The sequence below is a fragment of the Dokdonella sp. genome (assembly GCF_035511235.1).
GTDB lineage: Bacteria > Pseudomonadota > Gammaproteobacteria > Xanthomonadales > Rhodanobacteraceae > Dokdonella.
The window spans coordinates 63,144-82,978 of sequence record NZ_DATKFQ010000017.1 but is presented as its reverse complement, the minus strand read 5'-3'; the positions used below and the strand labels follow the sequence as shown (position 1 = coordinate 82,978).

Here is a 19,835-nt window from a genome sequence, read left to right as displayed (position 1 = left end):
TCGGGCCGCTGTTCCACGAGGGAGTGACATCTCAATGAACAAAGCTGAATTCGTTTCCGCAGTTGCTGAAGCTGCCGGCCTGTCGAAGGCCGACGGCGAGCGCGCTGTCGAAGCGGTTTTCAAGGTCGTCAAGAAGGCGCTGAAGGCTGGCGACAGCGTGTCCCTCGTCGGCTTCGGTACGTTCCAGGTCCGCAAGCGCGCCGCGCGCAGCGGCCGCAACCCGCGTACCGGCGACACGATCAAGATCAAGGCGTCGAAGGTGCCGTCGTTCAAGGCCGGCAAGGCGCTCAAGGATGCGCTGAACTAAAGACGCTTCGCCGGGTGCTTAGCTCAGCGGTAGAGCGTCGCCCTTACAAGGCGAGGGTCGGGGGTTCGATCCCCTCAGCACCCACCATCCGGTGGAAGGGCGGTCCGGGCGGTTAGAATAGCCGCCCTCCAGAACGGGAGCGGGCCTGTTCTGTCCCCGTTTTCGCCGCCACCGTCCAGCAGGGCGCCCGCGAGGCGCCCTTGCTTTTTAGCAAGTCAAGAAAAGAAACGGACTACTTCCATGCTGTCGAGACTGCGCACCATTTTGAAGAGCTGGGTCGGCATCGCCGTCCTCGGCCTGATCCTGATCGGCTTCTCGTTCTTCGGAATCGAGTCGTACTTCGTGTCCCAGAGCGACGCCAGCGTCGCCCGGATCGGCGATCAGGAGATCAGCCAGGATCAGTTCCGCGACCGCTTCAACGACTATCGCCAGAACATGATCCGCCAGCAGGGCGAAGGATTCGACAGCCGGCTGCTCGACTCGCCGCTGGTGCGGCGCCAGGTGCTCGACTCGATGATCGACGAGCGCGTCGTGCTCGACGCCAACGAGAAGCTCGGCGTGCGCGTGCCGGACACGCGCGTGCGCGAGGCGATCATGGAGATTCCGGCTTTCCAGCGCGACGGCAAGTTCGATCCGGAGCAGTACCGCGCATTGCTCGGCATGCAGGGCATGAGCGCACGCGCGCTCGAGCAGGACATCCGCACCTCGATCGCGACGCGCGAGCTGCCGATGAGCCTGTACGCGACCAGCTTCGTGACCGAAGCCGAGGTCGACACCTATCTGCGGCTGCGCGAGCAGAAGCGCGATTTCAGCTTCGTGCGCATCGACAAGCCGGCCGCGGCCGATACGGCGGTGTCCGACGATGAGATCAAGACCTTCTACGACGCCCACCAGTCCGAGTACATGAATCCCGAGCAGGTCGCGCTGGAATACCTGGAACTCGACGCGGCGCAGCTGCAGGTCGACCTCGACCCGAGCGAGTCGGTGCTGCGCGAGCGCTACGAGAACGAGAAGTCGCGCTTCACGACCGAAGAGCAGCGGCTCGCCTCGCACATCCTGGTCAAGGTCGGCGGCAGCGGCAGTCCGGACGACCAGAAGCAGGCCCTGACCAAGGCCGAGGACATCGTCAAGCGGCTGCGCGAAGGCGGCGACTTCGCCGAGATCGCCAAGCAGGAATCGGACGACCTCGGTTCGCGCAACCAGGGCGGCGACCTCGGCTGGCTCGAGAAGGGCATGACCGATCCGGCGTTCGAGACCGCGCTGTTCGCGCTCGCACCCAAGACCGTCTCCGATCCGGTGCTCGGCAGCGACGGCTACCACATCATCGAACTGCGCGACACGCGTCCGGGCGACGTGCGCAGCTTCGAGGACGTCCGTGCCGATCTCGCCGCCGAATACGCCGAGACCGAGCGCGAGCGCGTCTACAACGAGAAGTCCGGCCGTCTGGTCGACCTCGTCTATCAGGACACCTCCTCGCTGCAGAACGCGGCCCAGGAAGTCGGGCTCGAGGTCGGCCGGACCGGCCTGTTCTCGCGCGAGGGCGCGGCGGAGGGGATCGGTGCCAATCCGGCCGTGGTGCGCGCCGCGTTCTCCGATGCGGTGCTGGTGGAAGGCCACAATTCCGAGGCGATCGATCTGGGACCCAACCACATCGCATTCGTGCGCCTGGCCGAGCGCAAGCCGGCCGAGGCCAAGCCGCTCGCCGAGGTCAGCGCGCAGATCAAGGAGCGGATCGTCGCCGAGCGCGTCGCCGCCGCGGCCAGACAGCGCGCCGACGAGCTGTTCGCGCGGGTCGAGAAGGGCGAGTCGCTGTCGGCGCTGGCCGGCGAACTCGGGCTCGAGGTCAGCGAGCAGAAGGCGATCGGCCGCAACGCCGTGAATCTCGATGCGGCCCTGGTCCAGGCGGTGTTCGCGATGCCGCGCGTCGAGGAAGGCAAGCCGGCGTTCCGCTCGGTCGCACTCGGCGACGATGCCTACGCGCTGGTCCGCCTCGACAAGGTCGTCGACGGCGATCCGTCCGCGCTCGATGCGGCGACGCGCGAGGCCGCCCGCACCACGCTGCAGCAGGGCCTGGGCTATCTGACGACGCAGGACTTCGTCGCGGCACTGCGCAGCGAGGTCAAGCCGGTCATCAACGAGAAGAATCTCAACTGATCGCATGCCATTGCTTCGGCCGTTCCGGCCGGCCGATCCGCGGGCAGCGCCCGCGCGTGTCGGCTGCCCGAGGCGCAACGGCGATGCCGGCCCGCCGATGCGGAGCTGTCCCATGCCGTTTCGCATTTGCGGCCGCGGCTCGATAAGCTTGGGCGGGCGGTAAGCGGCCGGAGTCGGTTCGGTTCTCGTATCGCGTCCGAACCGAGCCTCATCGTCGATGCGCAAGCTCCTCTATCGATTCGACCGATTCGAGCTGGATCCTCGTCAGCGCCAGTTGCGCCGAGACGGGCAATTGGTCGCATTGCCGCTCAAATCGTTCGAATGTCTGGCCTATCTGGTCGAACACCGCGATCGCGCGGTCGGTCGCGACGAGCTGATCGCCGCGGTCTGGGGCAGTGTCGACATCAACGACCACACACTGGCGCAAACGCTGTCGCGCGTACGCCAAGCCCTGCGCGAGCATGGCGTCGATCCGGCCGCCATCCGCACCGTGCCGCGTTTCGGCTACAGCTGGACGTTGCCCACGCAACGCGTCGACGTCGACGATCCGTCGATGGCGGGCGCCGCGCTGGAGCCGACGGCAGCGCCGTCCGCGCAGAGCGTCTCCCAAACCGGAGCGGCGAGTTTTCCAGCCGCCGCCGTTTCCGTGGAGCGGGATCGCCGGCGTGCCCGGTTGTTCATCGTCGCGCTAGTGGCCGCCGGCATCGGCGCGTCGGTGCTGTGGTGGGCATCGGGCGGCGTGAACGGGCCAGCGGGTGGCGTGGCGGCCCGGCATGCCGCAGCGGGGCCGCCGAGCGACGCCAGCGTATTCCTGGTCGTGCCGGTGACGCTCGATCACGGCGATCAGGAGAGCGCCTGGATCCGGCTCGGCGTCATGGACTACATCGCGGCATCGTTGCGCGCCGGCTCGGAACTGTCCGTGCTGCCGAGCGATCAGGTCGTCGCGCTCGCACCGGCGGATGCCTTTCAGGCCAAGCCCGAGCAGATCGCACGGCTGATGGCGAAAACCGGCGCTACTCACCTCATCCAGCCGCACGGCTACACGGCCGGCGGCACCTGGCATTTCGTGTTGAACCTGTTCCACGGCGGCGGCCAGCGCAGCTATGCGGGTGAGGGCGCTGCGCCGTTGCAGGCGGTCGGTCAGGCCGTGCGCAAGCTGACCGCCGACATGCGCATACCCGATGCCGGTATTCTTGAACCCTCGTCTCTGGACGAGGTCGTGCAGCGAATCGACGCCGATCTGCTCGCCGGCCGGCTGGATCAGGCGCAAGCCCTGATCGACGAGGCGAGCGTCCGCAACGAGGACCATGCGCTGCTGCGGCTGCGCAGCGGGCAGGTGGCATTGCGTCGCGGCCTCCCCGACGTGGCCCGGGAGCGCCTGGAACCACTGGCCAAGTCCGACAGTGCGGTTGCCCCGGCGCTGCGCGCGGAGGCCTGGATGGGGCTCGGCGCGCTGGCGCTGCAGCGAACCGACTTCGCGGCTGGGGAGCGTGCGTTCTCCGAGGCTCTCGATCTGCTGGGGACCGACGGCGATCGGCGCCTGCGCGGCAATGCCTACGTCAGCCGGGGCGCGGCCTTCGCCTTGCGTCGTCGCTTCGACCAGGCGATGGACGATTTCGGTCGTGCCGGCATCGAACTCGATCGTGCCGGGGACCGCATCGGCATCGCCAAGCTCGACAGCAACATCGCGTTCACCGAGCTGTTGCGCGGTCGGCTCGAACCCGCTCTGCGGGCGCAGGATCGCGCGATCGACACGCTGACTGCCTTCGGATTGAGCGATCAGCTGGTGCCGGCGCTCAACAACAAGATCTACATACAACTGGCGATGATCGACCTGCCCGGTGCATCGCAGACCAGTGCCCGCGCGATGGAACTGGTCTCGAACGTCGACAATGCCGTAGCCAAGGCACGCATCGCCGCGGCCCGCGCCCGCGTCATGCTGGCTTCCGGGCAGTTGGCCGAAGCCGAGCGCCTGATCGACCGCTTCGACGGCGAATCGGCGCCAAAGCCGGGCGACTCGGAATTCGCCGCGTTGCGCATCGACGTGCTGATACAGCGGGGACGCTATGCCGAGGCCGCCGATCAAGCGCTGCAGTCGATCAATCGCCTGGGCTCGGGCAGTGATTATGCCGCCCAGGCGCTGTTTGGATGGACGTGCGTGCTCGGCGTGGATGCGGCCCTGCGCAGCGCCCGCTTCGAGCTCGCGCAGCGCCTGGCCGACCGTCTCGCGCAGAGCCCGAGCAGCGAACGCGACATCGGCAGACCCTACTTCGATCACTACGTCGCGGCCGAGCTGGCGCACGCACGCGGCGAGTCCGGTGCGTTCGACCGGTATGCGGCGGCCCTCGCCGAGGCCGAGAGGATGAGCGATCAGGAGTTGGCGGTCGCCGTATCGGTGGCATGGCTGAAATCGCTGCTGGATGCGGGCCGGATCGACGCGGCCGATCAGGTCGCCGGACGCCTCAGGATTTGGGCGGACCGGAGCTACCGGGCCGCGCGCGCGATGCAGGCCTACTACCTGGCTTCCGGCCAGCAGCCGATGGCCGAGCAGATGAGGGTGGCGGTGCAGCGCCTGGCCGGCGAGCGCGACACCGCACTGCCGCTCTGAGGCTCCGCGGGGCGCCGCCGCGTGGACGAAGGCCGGCGCGTCTGCGGGGCTTCGATAGCGTCACATCTGATCCATTTGAGAGTTGTGTGATCGTCCCCGGCTCGATTTGACGCCGCTCTGATGCCGCACCGTACGGACCGACATAGCCTGTCGATAGAGGCCGATCTTCACGGGCCTCGTTTCTCGTCCAATCTCCTTCGCCGGGATGCGGTGGGCCAACTCGGAGCCTGTTCGAATGAAAAGCAGTGGTCACTCAGAACCGAAGCATCGCAAGCCAGACTTTCCCGCAGCTCCGCTGATCTGCGCGGCCGCCTTCGTGTCGTCGTTGTCGGCGGCCGGCGCTGCGGCGTCCGCCCGGGACGGCGCCGGCACGGTGCGCGGTCCCTTTTTCCCGGACATGGCCACGGCGCAGAGCGTCGCCGCCGAGCGGCCGAACCCGGCCGTCCCGAGCGGTCCGGACACTCCACCCCGAGTGGTGGCGGAGGGTTTCGACGACGTCATCCGCATGACCGGCGACGGCCGGTTCCTGATGGCCGGCGGCGTGTTCTCCGAAGGCTGGATCCGGCAGAACAACAGCGATGCGCCCGGCAATGCCTGGGAGCAGGGCATCGACTTGCTCATGACGGCCTACGACGGACACGCGGGCGCCTACGCCGGCTCGCATCCGCGCTCGACGCTGTCGAACACCGGCACGATCAGTTCCTGGCTGCTGTCGCCGCCGATCAACTTCTCGCCCGGCACGAAGCTCTCGTTCTACACACGGGCGCTGGCCTATGCGGGCTCGGTCCTGATGCCTTCGCGTCTGCAGGTACGCGCGTGCACGGACGGAGACTGTACCGACGTGGGCGCCTGGCCCGAGGACGTCGGCGGCTTCCAGGACATGCTGCTGGACATCAATCCTGCCGAGACGCCCTGGACCTATCCGAGCGAATGGACCCGCTACGAACTGACGGCCGCCGATGGACTGCCGACCAGCGGCACCGGTCGCGTCGCGTTTCGTCACTACGCGCACCAGAACGACGGCGTACTGCGCGGCAACTGGACCGGCCTGGATCGTGTCGTGGTCGAGCAGGGTGAAGGCGAGGCGAGCGATCTGGATCTGGAGATCACCGTGTCGGCGGTCGACCCTGCTCAGCCGGACGCCTGCGGCACTGCCACCGCCATCGAGGTCACCGCCGGCGATCAGGTCAACCTGTGTTACCGCATCTTCAACCGGACCGCGCAGACGTTGCGGCATCATTGGTTGCGCGACGATCACGTCGGACCGGTGCTGAGCGATCACGCACAGGACGTGCCGCCCGGCGGCAGCTTCCAGTACAACCGTATCGTGACGGTCAGCCGCTCGATGTCGCCTTCGGCGACGTGGACGGCGTCGGCCGATCCTCCGGGCTATACGGTGGACGATACCCAGCCGGCGCAATATCTGGACGTGACCGATGGCCAGAGCCTCGACACGCAGTGGGGCGCCGAGCTGCCGTTCCCGCCGGACTTCGACTTCCGCTTCTACGGGGAGCGCGTCGACACGCTGTGCGTGACGCATTTCGGCGTGGTCAGCACCAAGCGTTTCGATTTCTGTACGCCGTTCTTCCTGGATTGGGGCGTGCGGCCCCTGCCGGATTCGGAGCTGACGATCTACGGCGCCGCGGCCTCGCTGTACTACACGAACCTGTCGATGTCGCCGCCGGCGACGTCCGGCGTCTATCAGAAGATCGTCGGGCAGGCGCCGAATCGGCGCTACGTGATCGCCTACCAGCAGCGCACGACGACCTACGGTTCGCCGCTTCCCGAGTACGGGCTGAGCGCCCAGGTGATTTTCAACGAGGGAACCGACGTCATCGAGTTCCAGTACGCCAACGTCCAGTTCGGCGATCAGTTCGGCTGCGGTTTCGGCGGTTGTGCCGGCATCGGCCTGCAGAACAAGAACATCGGCCAGCAGTATTCGCATCTGTCGCCGAGTCTGGCCGGCGTCGATCGCATCGTCTGGACACCGTCGGATCCGGCCAGTCACACCCGCACGCGCCAGGTCCGGATCGTCGCGCGCTCGGCCGAGCTGGAGCTGGCCGCCGACCGCGTCGAGGCCAGCGCGGCTCCGGGCGCGACCGCTACGGTCACGTTCGGAATCGGCAACGGCGGCGATGCCCGTCTGGTCTGGGAGGCCGGCGCGGCGTCGCCGAACGGTCACCTCGGCGGCGGTCCGCGACTGGCGCTGCCCGACCGCTCGGCTTCGTTCGCGGCCGCCGTGGAGCGTCAGCCCCAACCCTGGTTCACGCAGCCGACCGGTCGCGAGGCCGAAGTCGCGATGCCCGCCGGAACCGACGAGTCGCTCTGGGCGTTCGACATCTACGGCGGCTATCTGGTGAGCACGAACGCGCAGACGCCCGGCTGGGCGAGCGGAGACGGCACCATTCGCGGCTATGCGGCGGGCCGGACCATCACCGGTACCGATTTTCTGGATGACGACTTCAGCCGTCTCTACGCCTTCGACGCGGCCGACCGGCAGCTGCTCCGTTACGAGCCGCTCGCGCACGAGCCGAACGTCTATGCGGCCGAGACCGTGATCGGACGCGTCGATCTTCCGGTCGGGCAGGTCGGCAGCGGCTTGAAGCAGGATCCGACCAGCGGTTCGGTCTACCTGGCCAGTTCGGACGGGACGGCCAGCTCGCTGTGGCGCGTCGATCCCGAAACGGCCGTCCTGTGGCCGGTCGGAGCCATCACCGATGCACCCGGCATCATCAGCATCGACTTCGACAACGATGGACGGCTCTACGGCGTGGATGTGATCGCCAACGCGCTGGTCGCGATCGACAAGACGAGCGGCGCCGCCGAGCCGGTCGGCTCGCTCGGATTCTCGGCGCAGGGCTCGTTCGCCGCTCTGGCGTTCGATCCGGCCGACGATGAACGTCTCTATCTGGCGACCTGCCAGGCGACGCCGTGCTCGTTCTATCGCGTCGACCGGGCGACCGGGCAGGCGTCGCTGATCGGGCCGATCAGCGGTAGCTCGACCCAGTTCGGTGCGATGAGCTTTGCGACCCCCGGCGCTCGTTGCACGGCGCTCGAAGAGATTCCCTGGTTGTCGCTGGATCAGACCGCCGGCACCGTGGAGCCTGGAGCGCCCGAGGTCGAGCTGAGGCTGCAATTGGATGCCGGCAGCCTGCCGGAGGGTGTATACGCGGCCGATCTGTGCATCCACAGCAACGATCTGCTGCATCGCCGCGCCGTGGTGCCGGTCCGGTTCAGCGTCGGATTGGAGGCCGATCGCCTGTTCGCAGACGATTTCGAATCCTGAGCGGGCGTCCATGCGCGGCGCGCGGCGCCAGGTGGGTTGGCATCGAACCGGGAAGGAACCCCTTCCTGTTCCGGTTCGATGCCGGCATGAGAGGGCCCGCGCGTAGAGGCCGCCGCGGCGCGGCCGATCCGGCGGGGACGCCGGGTGTCAGCGATCGCGTGGCGCCGTGACCCGGATACGATCGCCGGGGCGCAGCGTCGCGCTCGCCGAGAGCGCGTTCCAGCGCAGCAGCTGGGCCAGCTTGACGCGATAGCGGCGCGCGATCGCGCCGAGTGTGTCGCCGGACTTGACGACGTGGATCGCCGCCTTCGCTTGGTCGGCCGCCGGTGCGGCCTGCTCGCGTCCCGGCAGCAGCACGCGCGCGCCGTCGGCGATCCGCGCGTCGGCCGCCAGCCCGTTGGCGAGGCCGACCAGGTGCGCGTCGACGCCGGCGGCGCTCGCCAGCGCGGCGACGTCGGTCGCGTGGCGTGTACGCAGTTCGCGCCAGTCCGACCAGAGCGTGTCCGCCGGGTCGGCGCTCGCTGCCGTAAACCGCTGTGCCTGTGGCGCAGGCAGGACCAGGCGCAGCGGCGCGTCCGCAGCGATGCGCGTGCGCAGATGGCCGGCATTGAGCCGTCGGAGCGTGTCGACATCGATGCCGGCCAGATGCGCGGCGACGCGCAGGTCGATCGGGCGCGGCAGGGTAACGGTCTGCAGCCGGTCGGCCGCGCGGGGCTCGGGCAGCCGCACGCCGAAGCGCGCCGGATCGCTGGCGATGCAGGCCAGCGCCATCAGCTTGTCCAGATGCTCGTGGGTCGTGCGGCTCAGCGCCAGACGCGCCAGTTCCCCCGGCGACAATCGCTTGTCGCCGAGCGGCTCGATCAGGCGGCGCACGCGGAACTCGCCGGCGTTGAACGCCATGTTGGCGAGGCGCCAGTCGGCGAATTTCTCCTCGTACAGCGCGATCAGATCGAGACTGGCGCGCGTGGACTCGACCAGATCGAGCCGGCCGTCGTAGTCGGCACCGACATGCAGGCCCTGGCCGCGCGCGGTCGTCGCGGTCAGCTGCCACATGCCGGCCGGCTGGCCGCTGCGCCCCGGCAGCGGGCGGTAGTGGCTTTCGACGTACGGCAGGAACACGAACTCGGTCGGCAGCTTGCGCCGCTCCACCTCGTCGAGCACCCACAGCAGGAGCGGCATCGCCGGTACCCACGACGCTTCGAAGCGCCGCGGCGAGGCCGCATAGCGATGCGCCCAGCGCATTGCGTCGGCGCCGTGGTCGCAGCCCGGCATCGCCAGACCGTCGCGGATGCGCTGCCACGGCGACCGCTCGGCGGCCGGTTCCGGCTCGACCGGCGGGACCGGCTTCGGCGCGGCCGGTGGGGCGGGCAGCGCCGACGGCGCCGCGGGCGGCGGCACCGATGCCGGAGCCGGCGCCTGCCGCGGCAGCGTGCCGCAGGCCGCCAGGCCGAGCATCAGCAGCCCGGCGCCGCCGCGCGTCGCCCACCTCATGCGGTGGCGGCCCGGAACAGGTCCTTGCGTCTGCGCAAGGCACCGAAACGCTCGGCGCGCGTCGCCCCGGCCCCGGCCTCCGCGGACAGCGCGGCGATCACGGCCGGCGCGTCGATGCGCAGGAACGGATTGCTGGCGCGCTCTTCGCCCAGCGAGACCGGCAGCGAGGGTCGTCCCTCGGCGCGCAGTCGGCGCACGGTCGCGATACGCGCCTCGAGTGCGCGATTGCCGGGCTCGATCGTCTGCGCGAACGCGGCGTTGTCGAGCGTGTACTCGTGCCCGCAGCACACACCGGTCGCGTCCGGCAGCGCGGCCAGTCGGTCGAGCGAGGCGAGCATCTGCTCCGGACTGCCTTCGAACAGGCGGCCGCAGCCGAGGCTGAACAGCGTGTCGCCGCAGAACAGCAGGCCTTCGCCGGCATAGGCGACGTGACTGCGTGTATGGCCCGGCACCGCGATCACGGTGAAGCGTACGGCCGGTGTGGACAGCGTCAGCATCTGGCCGTCGGCGACGCGATGGTCGGCGCAGGCGATGCGCGCGTCGGCGGGCGCGTAGACCGGCACCGGCGTCGCGGCGATCAGCTCGGCGACGCCGCCGATGTGATCGGCGTGGTGATGCGTCAGCAGGATCGCGCGCAGGCGCAGGCCTTCGCGCTCGAGCGCGGCGCGCAGCGGCGCGGCCTGGCCCGGGTCGACCGCGATCGCGTCGCCGGCCGCATCGGCCAGCAGCCAGATGTAGTTGTCGGCGAAGGCCGGAACGGCCAGCAGATGCAGTCGGTTCATGGGCCGCCGGACTATAAGGACGCACGCGCGCGATGAGGTTAAGTGGAGGTTATCGGCGTGGCGTGCAGCGCCGCCGGCTTTGGTTACACTTCGGTTCCTTCGATTCTCCGATGCCTCGATGATCCCTCGTTTCGTCAGCGTCTTCGCGCGGCCCGAGCTGTCGGCTCTGGCCCGCGACGAGCTCGCCCTGCTCGGTGTCTACGCGCGCCGCCTGGCGCCGGCGCGCGCCCTGATCGTCCATCCGCACGCCAGCGCTCTGCAGCTGCCGCTCGATCTGCCGGAAACGGAAGTGGCGCGGCTGTACGTCCAGGGCGGACGCCTGGAAGGCGATCAGTCGTGCTTGCCGCACCGGCTGCCGTGGGCGGAGGGCAGTTTCGATCTGGTCCAGGTGCAGCACGTCGGCGAGGTGCTGGCGCCGGTCGAGGCCTTCGTCGCCGAGATCGAGCGCGTGACCGCACCCGGCGGCGTCGTGCTGTGGTCCGGACTCAACGCGCTCGGCGCCTGGCATCCGTGGTGCCGCTGGCGCCACGAGGTCTCGCTCGGCCGGTTGAGCGCCGCGCGGCTGCGGCGCCTGCTCGCGCACAGCGGTCTGGACGTCGAGACCGCGCATCGGATCGGCGCGTTCTGGCCGCGCGATGCCGTGGCCGGCGTACCGAGTGGCGCCGCGGTCGATCTGTTCCGCGCCGCGTGGGTGCTCGCCGCGAACAAGCGCCGCATCCCGGCGACGCTGCTGCCGCATCGCGCGACGCGCGTGCGTGCGGTGCCGCCGCGCCGGCTGGCCGCGGCCGCCAGCCGGCGCGCCTCGGCATGAGCGGCGGCGAGAGCGGGGGCGAGGTCGAGCTGTATACCGACGGCGCCTGCCTCGGCAATCCCGGCCCCGGCGGCTGGGGTGCGCTGCTGCGCTTCGGCGAGCGCGAGCGCGAGCTGTCCGGCGGCGAGGCGGCGACCACCAACAACCGCATGGAACTGATGGCGGCGATCCAGGGACTGGAGGCGCTGACGCGGCAGTGCCGTGTCGCGCTGTACACCGATTCGCAGTACGTGCAGCGCGGCATCGAGGAATGGCTGCCGCGCTGGCAGGCACGCGGCTGGAAGACCAGCGACGGCAAGCCGGTCAAGAATCGCGATCTGTGGGAGCGGCTGGCGGCCGCGCACGCGCGGCATGTGGTGCGCTGGCACTGGGTGCGCGGCCACGCCGGCCATGTCGAGAACGAGCGCGTCGATCAGCTGGCACGCGCGGCGGCGCAGGCGATCCGCGACGGAGGGGCAGGGGCATGAGACAGATCGTCCTGGACACCGAAACCACGGGCCTCGAGGTTCACAAGGGCCATCGCCTGATCGAGATCGGCTGCATCGAGCTCAGCGAGCGCCGCCCGACCGGACGCAGCTTCCATCGCTATCTCAATCCCGACCGTGCGATCGACGAGGGTGCCAGGGCGGTCACCGGCATCGCCGACGAGTTCCTGCTCGACAAGCCGCGCTTCCACGAGATCGCCGAGGAGTTCATCGCGTTCGTCGACGGCGCCGAGGTGATCGCGCACAACGCGAGCTTCGACGTCGGCTTCATCAATGCCGAACTCGAACGCGCCGGTATCGGTGGTCCGTTCGAACGGCGCGTCGCGGTGATCGATACGCTGGCGCTGGCGCGCGAGATGTGGCCGGGCCAGCGCAACGGCCTGGACGCGCTGTGCAAGCGGCTCGGCGTCGACAACAGCCATCGCGAGCTGCACGGCGCGCTGCTCGACGCGCAGCTGCTGGCCGATGTCTATCTGGCGATGACGTCCGGTCAGGGCGACCTCGGCTTCGCGAGCGAGGCCTCGCCGGCCGGCCAGGCGCGCCGCGAGCGTACCCTGATCGTGGTGCCGCTGCGCGTGCAGGCCGCCGATCCCGAAGAGGCGGCCGCTCACGCGGCACGGCTGCAGGCGATCGAGCAGGCCGGCAAGGCGCCGAGCCTGTGGGTGCAGCTGGGCTGGAGCTGAGCGAGCTGGGATACGAATCAGCCGGCATCGCGTCCGGCCGCAGCCGCGCTTGCGCCCGACGGTCTCGTGCAAACACGGCGACGCCGCGTGTCGAGCGCGTCCGGTCGTCGACTTCGCGGATCTGCGCGTCGCGGCGCGTGCAGCGCGCACCTGGCCGCGGCTTGAGCCTGCGACTGCGTTCGCTGCGCTGCGCGGGCGGATGTCGAGCGGCCGGCCGCCGGAGGGCGGCAGCCGGCGCGCGTGGCGCGCGAGGGCAGCCGGCCCTCGCGCGCCGGAACGATCGTCAGAAGCGCAGCCGCAGGCCGACGCGGTAGCGCCGCGGCGCGCCCGGTGCGACGAACAGCGCATCGGCCGAGTCCTCCGGGTCGACGTGCGGCCGCAGCAGCTCGCCGTTCGGCAGCACGTCCTCGCCGATCATGCCGAAGGTCTCGTAGCGGCGGTCGAACACGTTGTCGACGCCGGCATAGAACTCCAGCCGCTCGCTGCTGCGCCAGCTGCCGTGCAGGTTGACGATCGTGAAGCCGGCGGTCTTCCAGTCGCGCGCGCTCGAGCCTTCGACGTCCTCGGTCATGCCGCCGTCCTCGTTGCCGCTGGCGACGAGGTCCGACTGCGCGACGAGATCGGCGCCGAGCGTGAGCCGCCGCGTCGGCTTCCAGTCGGCGCCGAGCTTGAACGTGTGCTTGGGCAGGCCGGCCATGCGCATGCCCGGCTCGATCTGGACCGTGCGCTCGCCCGACAGCAACTCGCCGTGCGCCTGGTAGGTGGCCTTGAGCCAGCTGTAGCCCAGATGCCATTCGAGCGCACCGAGGTCCTGGTGCACGGTCAGATCGAGACCTTCGTGGCGCGTGCGGTCGAAGTTCGAGAAGTAGCCCTGCTGCGTGTTCGGCGCGCGCAGGAACAGGATGTCGTCGCGGTTGTGGGTGCGGTAGACCGAGGCCGAGACGAAGGTGTCGCGATTCGGCGACCAGCGCGCGCCGAGCTCGACCGAACGCGAGACCACCTGGGCCAGGTACGGATCGCCCTGCAGGCCGGTCGGCAGCCGGCACGGCTCTTCCGGATCGGCGCAACCGAGCTCCATCACGGTCGGCGCACGGTTGCTCTGCGAGGCGCTGGCGTAGACGGTCCAGTCGCCGATCGCATGGGTGATGCCGAGGAACGGATTGGCCTTGGTGTAGGTGAACTGCTCGCGCGGGCGCTCGCCGTCGTCGGCCGTGCTCAGCGTATTGGCGACGCGGCTGCGGTTCCAGCGCAGCGAGCCGGTCAGGTAGGTGCTTTCGCCGATCTGCCAGTGGTCGCTGGCGAATACGCTGTAGGCGGTCGCGTTGCCGCGCACGCCCGAGAAGAACTCGCGTTCCTCGTCCGGGTCGCCATAGATCTGGCGCGTCTCCTCGTCGAGCCAGCCGAGCTGCTCGTACTGCTTGTAGTCGACCTTGCTGTGATCCCAGGTCGCGCCGACGACGACGCGATGCGTACCGAACTGGCGGTCGAGGTTGAGCGCGAGGCCGCGTGCCCGCTGGTCCAGATGCGTGCCGTTGAACACGCCGTTGTGCAGGGCCGCGCCTTCCTCGCGCGTGTAGTCGCAGTCCTCGTCGAGCGGCTGGCCGTCGTCGTCGAAGCCGTCCTCGCAGTCCTCGACGTATTCCTCGTACTCGCCGTTGATGTCGCCGTTGACGGTGTCGCGCTTGCCGTGGCGCAGGTAGGCCAGCGCCGAGAGCTGGGTGTCCTCGTCGAAGCGGTGCGCGAAATGCGAGGCGATCTGGGTCTGGCGGTTCTCGGTCTGATCGGGCGCGGTGTAGATCGCGCGCCGGCTGTCCTGGTAGAGGCCGCCTTCGCGCCCGTCGTCCTCGAAGCGCCAGCTCGGCAGCAGGCCGTTGCCGATCAGCTTGCTGCGTCCGCTCAGCAGCGACAGGTCCCAGTCGGTGGTCGCGGTGCTGCGGCCGATCTTGCCGAAGAACGTGCCGAGATGTCCTTCGGAGCGGTCGCGCCAGCCGTCCTCGTCGAAGCCGGTCACGGCCGCGAACGCATGCCAGCCGTCGGCGTTGTTCCAGCCCCAGGCCAGGTCGGCGCGCTTGCGCGCATCGCTGCCGTAGCTCAGATCCGCACTGAAACCCGGCGCGGTCAGGCCGGACTGCGTCGTGAACGCCAGAGCGCCGCCGAGCGTGTTCGGGCCGAACAGTGCGTCGGAACCCGGCACCACGGTCAGGGTGCGGATCGCCGCCTCGGGCATCATGTCCCAGCTGATGATGTCGCCGAACGGTTCGTTGACGCGGATGCCGTCAAGATAGACCGAGATGCCCTGCGCAGCGCCGAGCGTGGCCGAGGCACGGTAGCCGTGGAACGTCAGGTCGCCCTGGAACGGGCTGCCCTGCACCTCGTTGATGTTGACGCCGGTCAGCCGCTGCGTCATGAAGCGGATCAGATTGTCGGCGCCCGACGCCCTGATCGCGTCGGCGTCGGCCGTCTGCGACGAATAGGGCAGCGTGTCGCGATCGATCGTCGTGCCCGGCAGCGGGCTCGGCGTGATCGCCTCGACCGTCGGCAGCCGCTGCAGAGGCTCCTCGTCGGCCGGAGCCTGGGCGCGGGCAGGCGCGGGCAGCCCTGCCGCGGCGAGTGCGAGGAACAGCGCCGAGCGCGCGCCCGGAACGCGCCGCTGCACCGGTGTCAGGACGGCAGTGCCGCGCTGGATGGACTTGACGGAACCTGCAAGCATGGTCTTCTCTCCCCTCGGTCGTTCGGCCGTCGGCGCCTCGGCGCCGCGTCCGGTTGTCGTCGTTGTCGTGTGATGGACGGTGGCTCGTTTCGGGAAAACTTCCTGGCTTCTGGACGTGCGGAGACCTCTGATGGACATGTCGCGGTTTCTAATGGGACGGATCGCCGCGGTGTCCGCAGCGATCTTCTGCGCCGCGCTGGTGTTCGCGCTGTGGCGTGCCCAGTTCGACGTGGCGCTGGAGGAACGCGGTGCGGCCGACGTGGCGCGCGCCTTCGAGCACCTGAGCGCGCTGCAGGACGCGCCGGCCGAACGGATCGACACGCACATCGAGGCGCTGCGCGAGATCGTCGGATCGGACCGGATGCGGCATCTGCAGCTGCGTCTGGCCGATGCGACCGGCCGTGAACTGATCGCGCCGCCCGAACCGGCGGCGCCATCGTGGCTCGCGCGCAGCTTCGTCGCGCTGCTGCCGCCGGAGTCGGCACAGACCAGCGCGGCGACCTGGGTGATCCGGCGCGACGAGGGCGTGCGCTTCGTCGCGACCTTCATGCTGAATCCGGCCAGCGAGCAGGACGAGGCGCTCGACGACACGCTCGGCCTGCTCGGCACGCTGTTCGGCTACGGCGTGCTGACCCTGGTCGCGGTGTTCTGGGCGCTGCGCCGCGCCTTGGCGCCGCTGCAGCCGATCCACGTCGCGATCGGCCACTACCGCGACGCCGACTACGCCTGGCGCGTGCCGCCGCTGCCGATGCGCGAGCTCGACGCGGTCGGCCGCGCGCTCAATCACATGGCCGGCGCGCTCGATCAGGCCCAGGAGGCACGCCGCACGCTGAGCCTGAAGCTGCTCGGCGTGCAAGAGGAGGAACGTACCTACATCGCGCGCGAGCTGCACGACGAGCTCGGCCAGGTGCTGACCGCGATGCGCGCCGACGTCGCCTGGCTGCAGCGCCGCGTCGACGGCAGCGCCGGCGTCGGCGAGGTCATGCAAGGCCTGGCGGCCTCGTGCGGCCGGCTGCAGGAAGGCGTCCGCGATCTGCTCGACCGGCTGCGGCCGCAGGACGCCGGTGCCGGCGACGGACCGGTGCCGCTGCGCGCGCTGCTCGACCGGCTGATGCAGAGCTGGCGCGAGCGGCCGGGACAGCAGGCCGAGCTGACGTTGAGATTCGACGATCGCGTCGAGCCGGTCGCCGACGATCTGGCATTGACGCTGTACCGGATGACCCAGGAGGCGCTGACCAATGCGATGCGCTACGCGGGCGCGCAGCGTATCGCGGTCGCGCTGAGTCTGGACCCCGACCAGCGCCTGCTCTGGCAGGTCGAGGACGACGGCGTCGGCATCGACGCGCTGGAACGCGCCCTGCATCGCGGCAACGGCCTGGCCGGCATCAGCGAACGGGTCTGGGCCCATCACGGCGAGATCGAGATCCAGCCGCGGCACGCCGGCTCCGACCGGCCCGGCGTGCGGCTGTCGGCACGCTTCCCGATCGGCCGGAACGGCAGCGCGCGAAGCTGACCCGGCGCCGGCCGCGCGCGCGGCGCGGCGGCGCGCCCGGGCCGGGACGCGCGGCGCGGGCAGGGTCCGGTCAGAGCGGCGCACCCGGTCCCTCCGGCAGCAGGCCGTGGGCGATCGCGTAGCGATGCATGTCCAGCGAACTGCCCAGGCCGGTCTTCTTGCGGATCGAGGTCTGGTAGTTGGCGGCGGTCTTGAAGCTCATGCGTCCCTGCGCGGCGATCTCCTCCACGCTGAGGCCGCGTGCCAGCAGCAGGAAGATGTCGAGCTCGCGCGCGCTGAGCGCGAGATGGGCAAGCGGCACGCGCCGGGTCTTCTGCTTCATTTCCTCCTCGAGGCCTTCGGCCAGGCTGCGCTCGCCGGCGGCGATGTCGCGCACGGCGCCGACCAGCGCCTCGGGCGGGCTGCTCTTGGTCAGGTAGCCGCGTGCGCCCAGCCGCATCGCCTGCGCGGCCAGCGCCGGGCTCTCGTGCATCGTGAACACCAGTACCTGCAGGTGCGGCGCACGCGCGCGCAGGCGCTGCAGCGTCTCCATACCGGCGCGGCCGGGCATCGACAGATCGAGGATCAGGATGTCGGCCGGATGCGCGGTCAGCCATTCGCAGGCGCTGTCGCCGTCGCCGAACTCGGCGACGACCTCGATGCCGTCCTCGAGCTCGAGCAGGCGGCGATAGCCGGTGCGGACCACGGCATGGTCGTCGGCGATGGCGATTCTCAGGGCGGACATGCGCGCTCCGTCAGGAAAGAGGAGAGGCGATTGTCCGGAGGCGTTCGCGCAGCGACAACCGAGCCGATCGCCGCTGCGGGCGAGGCATGTCGTGTGCTGCGATGCGTCGGGAAAAATTCCCGGATCGGTGCGGCGTGGTGGCGGGCTCTGGAAGGGCTACGGTTTTCGCGGGCGATGTGTCGCGGTTCGTGCACGTTCCGAAGGCTGGCCTGACAACCGGTGGATGGATTCCCTGAGTGCTACGCGCGCGTTTGGGAAAACTTCCCGGCAGCGCTGCGTGAAAGACCCGCCCTGCGATGCAGGGCGGGCCAGGTGCCGCATGGACGATCGCAAAGCGCGTACGGCCGTCGGCCGCCGCGCGCTGCGATCGGGTGCATCAGACGAACGTGTACGAACAGACCTTGTTGCCGGCCGGATCGCGCAGGTACGCCGCGTACGCGCCCGGCAGATGACCGCGCGGACCGGGTTTGCCCTCGTCGCTGCCGCCGGCGGCAATCCCGGCGGCATGGAATGCGTCGACCTCGGCCGTGCTCTTCGCGGCGAAGCCGATCGTCACGCCGTTGCTCGAGGCCGCCTCGCCGTTGCCGGGACGCGCGATGATGAAGGCCGGCTTGTCGCGGCCGTAGAGAATCCAGCCGTTACCGAACGGACCCAGATTCTTGATGCCCAGGGCACCCAGGGTCGCGTCGTAGAACGCGGTGGACTTGTTCATGTCGGCGGCGCCGATGAAGACGTGAGAGAAGACGCCGTCGCCGGAGATGACTGGGTTTGCCATAGAGAACTCCTTCGGGTTGTAGAGTGAAGTGATCGCGATACCGCGGTTTCCGGCGGCACGCGCGTCGCGCCTCGCCGGAAGACCGCCGGGAAAAGCTCAGTACTTGATCACCGAGCGGATGACCTTGCCGTCGTGCATCAGGTGGAAGGCTTCGTTGATCTCCTCGAGCGGGAGAACCTCGGTGACGAATTCGTCGATCTTGATCTCGCCGGCGAGATAGCGGTCGACGTAGCCGGGCAGCTGCGAGCGGCCCTTGACGCCGCCGAACGCCGAGCCGCGCCAGACCCGTCCGGTCACCAGCTGGAACGGCCGCGTCGAGATCTCCTGGCCGGCACCGGCCACGCCGATGATCACCGACTCGCCCCAGCCCTTGTGGCAGCACTCCAGCGCCGAGCGCATCACGTTGACGTTGCCGATGCACTCGAACGAGAAGTCGACGCCGCCGTCGGTCAGGTCGACGATGACCTGCTGGATCGGCGTGTCGGGATAGTCCTTCGGATTGACGAAGTCGGTCGCGCCGAGCGCCTTGGCCATCTCCCACTTCGACGGATTGGTGTCGACCGCGATGATCCGCGAGGCCTTGGCCATGACCGCGCCCTGCACGCACGACAGGCCGATGCCGCCGAGGCCGAACACCGCGACGGTGTCGCCGGGCTTGACCTTGGCGGTGTTGAGCACGGCGCCGATGCCGGTGGTGACGCCGCAGCCGAGCAGGCAGACCTTGTCGAGCGGCGCCGCCGGATTGATCTTGGCCAGCGCGATCTCCGGCAGCACGGTGTACTCGGAGAACGTGCTGGTGCCCATGTAGTGCAGGATCGGCTTGCCCTGATACGAGAAGCGCGAGGTGCCGTCGGGCATCAGACCCTTGCCCTGGGTGGCGCGGATCGCCTGGCACAGGTTGGTCTTGCCGGACAGGCAGAACTTGCAGGCGCCGCATTCGGGCGTGTACAGCGGAATCACGTGGTCGCCCGGCTTGACGCTGGTCACCCCGGCGCCGACTTCGCGCACGATGCCGCCGCCCTCGTGGCCGAGGACGACCGGGAACAGACCTTCCGGGTCGGCCCCGGACAGCGTGAAGGCGTCGGTATGACACACGCCGGTGGCGACGATCTGCACCAGCACTTCGCCGGCGCGCGGGCCGGCCAGGTCGATTTCCTCGATCTGGAGATCCTTACCGGCTTCCCAGGCCACCGCGGCTCTTGTCTTCATTACGTTCTCGGCTCCGAAAATTCTTGACGCGTGAACACACCCAACCAAGCCGGCGATCCGGCTATGGCCTTCTCTACAGCACTGGCCGTGCCAACTGGCGCGGACGGCCGGCAGATACGATCGATCAAGGGCTTGAGCGGCATCTTCGGCGGCCCGTTCCGCGCGCGGGGCGGAGGTTGTCTCCGATCCGCGACACTCCGGCGGCGCGACTGCGCCAGCACTGGCATGGTTGTCCGGGCCGGATGCTGCGGTGCAGCAGGCCGGTCGCGGCGTAGCGGCGCGGGCTCCCGCACGAGC

At 69.5% G+C, this 19,835-nt stretch carries 14 protein-coding genes and 1 tRNA gene; 9 read left to right on the top strand and 6 right to left on the bottom strand.

Translation table 11 applies throughout. The annotated features are described in order from the left end of the window. Positions 1-34 precede the first annotated feature (34 nt). From VMR06_RS09005 to VMR06_RS08985, 5 genes are all read left to right on the top strand, one after another. Positions 35-307, top strand: coding sequence for an HU family DNA-binding protein (locus VMR06_RS09005; protein WP_325375372.1), 273 nt, complete (start codon positions 35-37; stop codon positions 305-307). Positions 308-319: 12 nt separating this feature from the next. Then, positions 320-394 (top strand) — tRNA-Val (locus VMR06_RS09000). Between the two features lie 153 nt (positions 395-547). After that, positions 548-2,461 carry a SurA N-terminal domain-containing protein gene (locus VMR06_RS08995; RefSeq protein WP_325375370.1) on the top strand — a complete coding sequence of 638 codons (1,914 nt, stop codon included), beginning with the start codon at positions 548-550 and terminating at the stop codon, positions 2,459-2,461. Between the two features lie 217 nt (positions 2,462-2,678). Beyond that, on the top strand, positions 2,679-5,069 hold the full coding sequence (locus VMR06_RS08990) for a transcriptional regulator (RefSeq protein ID WP_325375368.1): 2,391 nt from the start codon (positions 2,679-2,681) through the stop codon (positions 5,067-5,069). Positions 5,070-5,442: 373 nt separating this feature from the next. Continuing rightward, the gene (locus VMR06_RS08985) at positions 5,443-8,355 is read left to right on the top strand and encodes a choice-of-anchor J domain-containing protein (protein WP_325375366.1); all 2,913 of its coding nucleotides are present in this window, start codon (positions 5,443-5,445) and stop codon (positions 8,353-8,355) included. Between the two features lie 147 nt (positions 8,356-8,502). On the opposite strand, the gene VMR06_RS08980 is transcribed toward VMR06_RS08985, so the two are convergent. Together VMR06_RS08980 and gloB are read right to left on the bottom strand one after the other, a co-directional pair. Further along, the gene (locus tag VMR06_RS08980) at positions 8,503-9,846 is read right to left on the bottom strand and encodes a LysM peptidoglycan-binding domain-containing protein (protein WP_325375364.1); all 1,344 of its coding nucleotides are present in this window, start codon (positions 9,844-9,846) and stop codon (positions 8,503-8,505) included. After that, positions 9,843-10,619 carry a hydroxyacylglutathione hydrolase gene (gene gloB, locus VMR06_RS08975; RefSeq protein ID WP_325375402.1) on the bottom strand — a complete coding sequence of 259 codons (777 nt, stop codon included), beginning with the start codon at positions 10,617-10,619 and terminating at the stop codon, positions 9,843-9,845. The genes VMR06_RS08980 and gloB overlap by 4 nt, the downstream gene beginning before the upstream one ends. A 127-nt stretch (positions 10,620-10,746) precedes the next feature. Here gloB and VMR06_RS08970 point away from each other — a divergent pair, with 127 nt between their 5' ends. The 3 genes from VMR06_RS08970 to dnaQ are packed head-to-tail and all read left to right on the top strand — an operon-like array spanning position 10,747 to position 12,607. Beyond that, positions 10,747-11,439, top strand: coding sequence for a methyltransferase domain-containing protein (locus tag VMR06_RS08970; RefSeq protein ID WP_325375362.1), 693 nt, complete (start codon positions 10,747-10,749; stop codon positions 11,437-11,439). Continuing rightward, positions 11,436-11,906, top strand: coding sequence for a ribonuclease HI (gene rnhA / locus VMR06_RS08965; RefSeq protein ID WP_325375360.1), 471 nt, complete (start codon positions 11,436-11,438; stop codon positions 11,904-11,906). Before VMR06_RS08970 ends, rnhA begins: the two co-directional genes overlap by 4 nt. Then, positions 11,903-12,607 carry a DNA polymerase III subunit epsilon gene (gene dnaQ / locus VMR06_RS08960; protein WP_325375358.1) on the top strand — a complete coding sequence of 235 codons (705 nt, stop codon included), beginning with the start codon at positions 11,903-11,905 and terminating at the stop codon, positions 12,605-12,607. The genes rnhA and dnaQ overlap by 4 nt, the downstream gene beginning before the upstream one ends. A 283-nt stretch (positions 12,608-12,890) precedes the next feature. Here the strand turns inward: dnaQ and VMR06_RS08955 are convergent, their stop codons facing one another. Then, entirely contained in the window at positions 12,891-15,317 is a 2,427-nt protein-coding gene (locus VMR06_RS08955; RefSeq protein WP_325375356.1) for a TonB-dependent receptor, read from the bottom strand. Between the two features lie 169 nt (positions 15,318-15,486). Between VMR06_RS08955 and VMR06_RS08950 the strand changes: the two genes are divergently transcribed. Next, on the top strand, positions 15,487-16,830 hold the full coding sequence (locus VMR06_RS08950) for a sensor histidine kinase (RefSeq protein WP_325375353.1): 1,344 nt from the start codon (positions 15,487-15,489) through the stop codon (positions 16,828-16,830). A 70-nt stretch (positions 16,831-16,900) separates the two neighbouring features. Here the strand turns inward: VMR06_RS08950 and VMR06_RS08945 are convergent, their stop codons facing one another. The 3 genes from VMR06_RS08945 to VMR06_RS08935 form a co-directional block, all read right to left on the bottom strand. After that, entirely contained in the window at positions 16,901-17,554 is a 654-nt protein-coding gene (locus VMR06_RS08945) for a response regulator transcription factor (protein WP_325375349.1), read from the bottom strand. A gap of 376 nt (positions 17,555-17,930) precedes the next feature. Continuing rightward, complete coding sequence (locus VMR06_RS08940) at positions 17,931-18,329, bottom strand: VOC family protein (RefSeq protein ID WP_325375345.1); 399 nt, start codon at positions 18,327-18,329, stop codon at positions 17,931-17,933. Between the two features lie 96 nt (positions 18,330-18,425). After that, positions 18,426-19,538, bottom strand: coding sequence for an S-(hydroxymethyl)glutathione dehydrogenase/class III alcohol dehydrogenase (locus VMR06_RS08935; RefSeq protein ID WP_325375341.1), 1,113 nt, complete (start codon positions 19,536-19,538; stop codon positions 18,426-18,428). Positions 19,539-19,835: the final 297 nt, after the last annotated feature.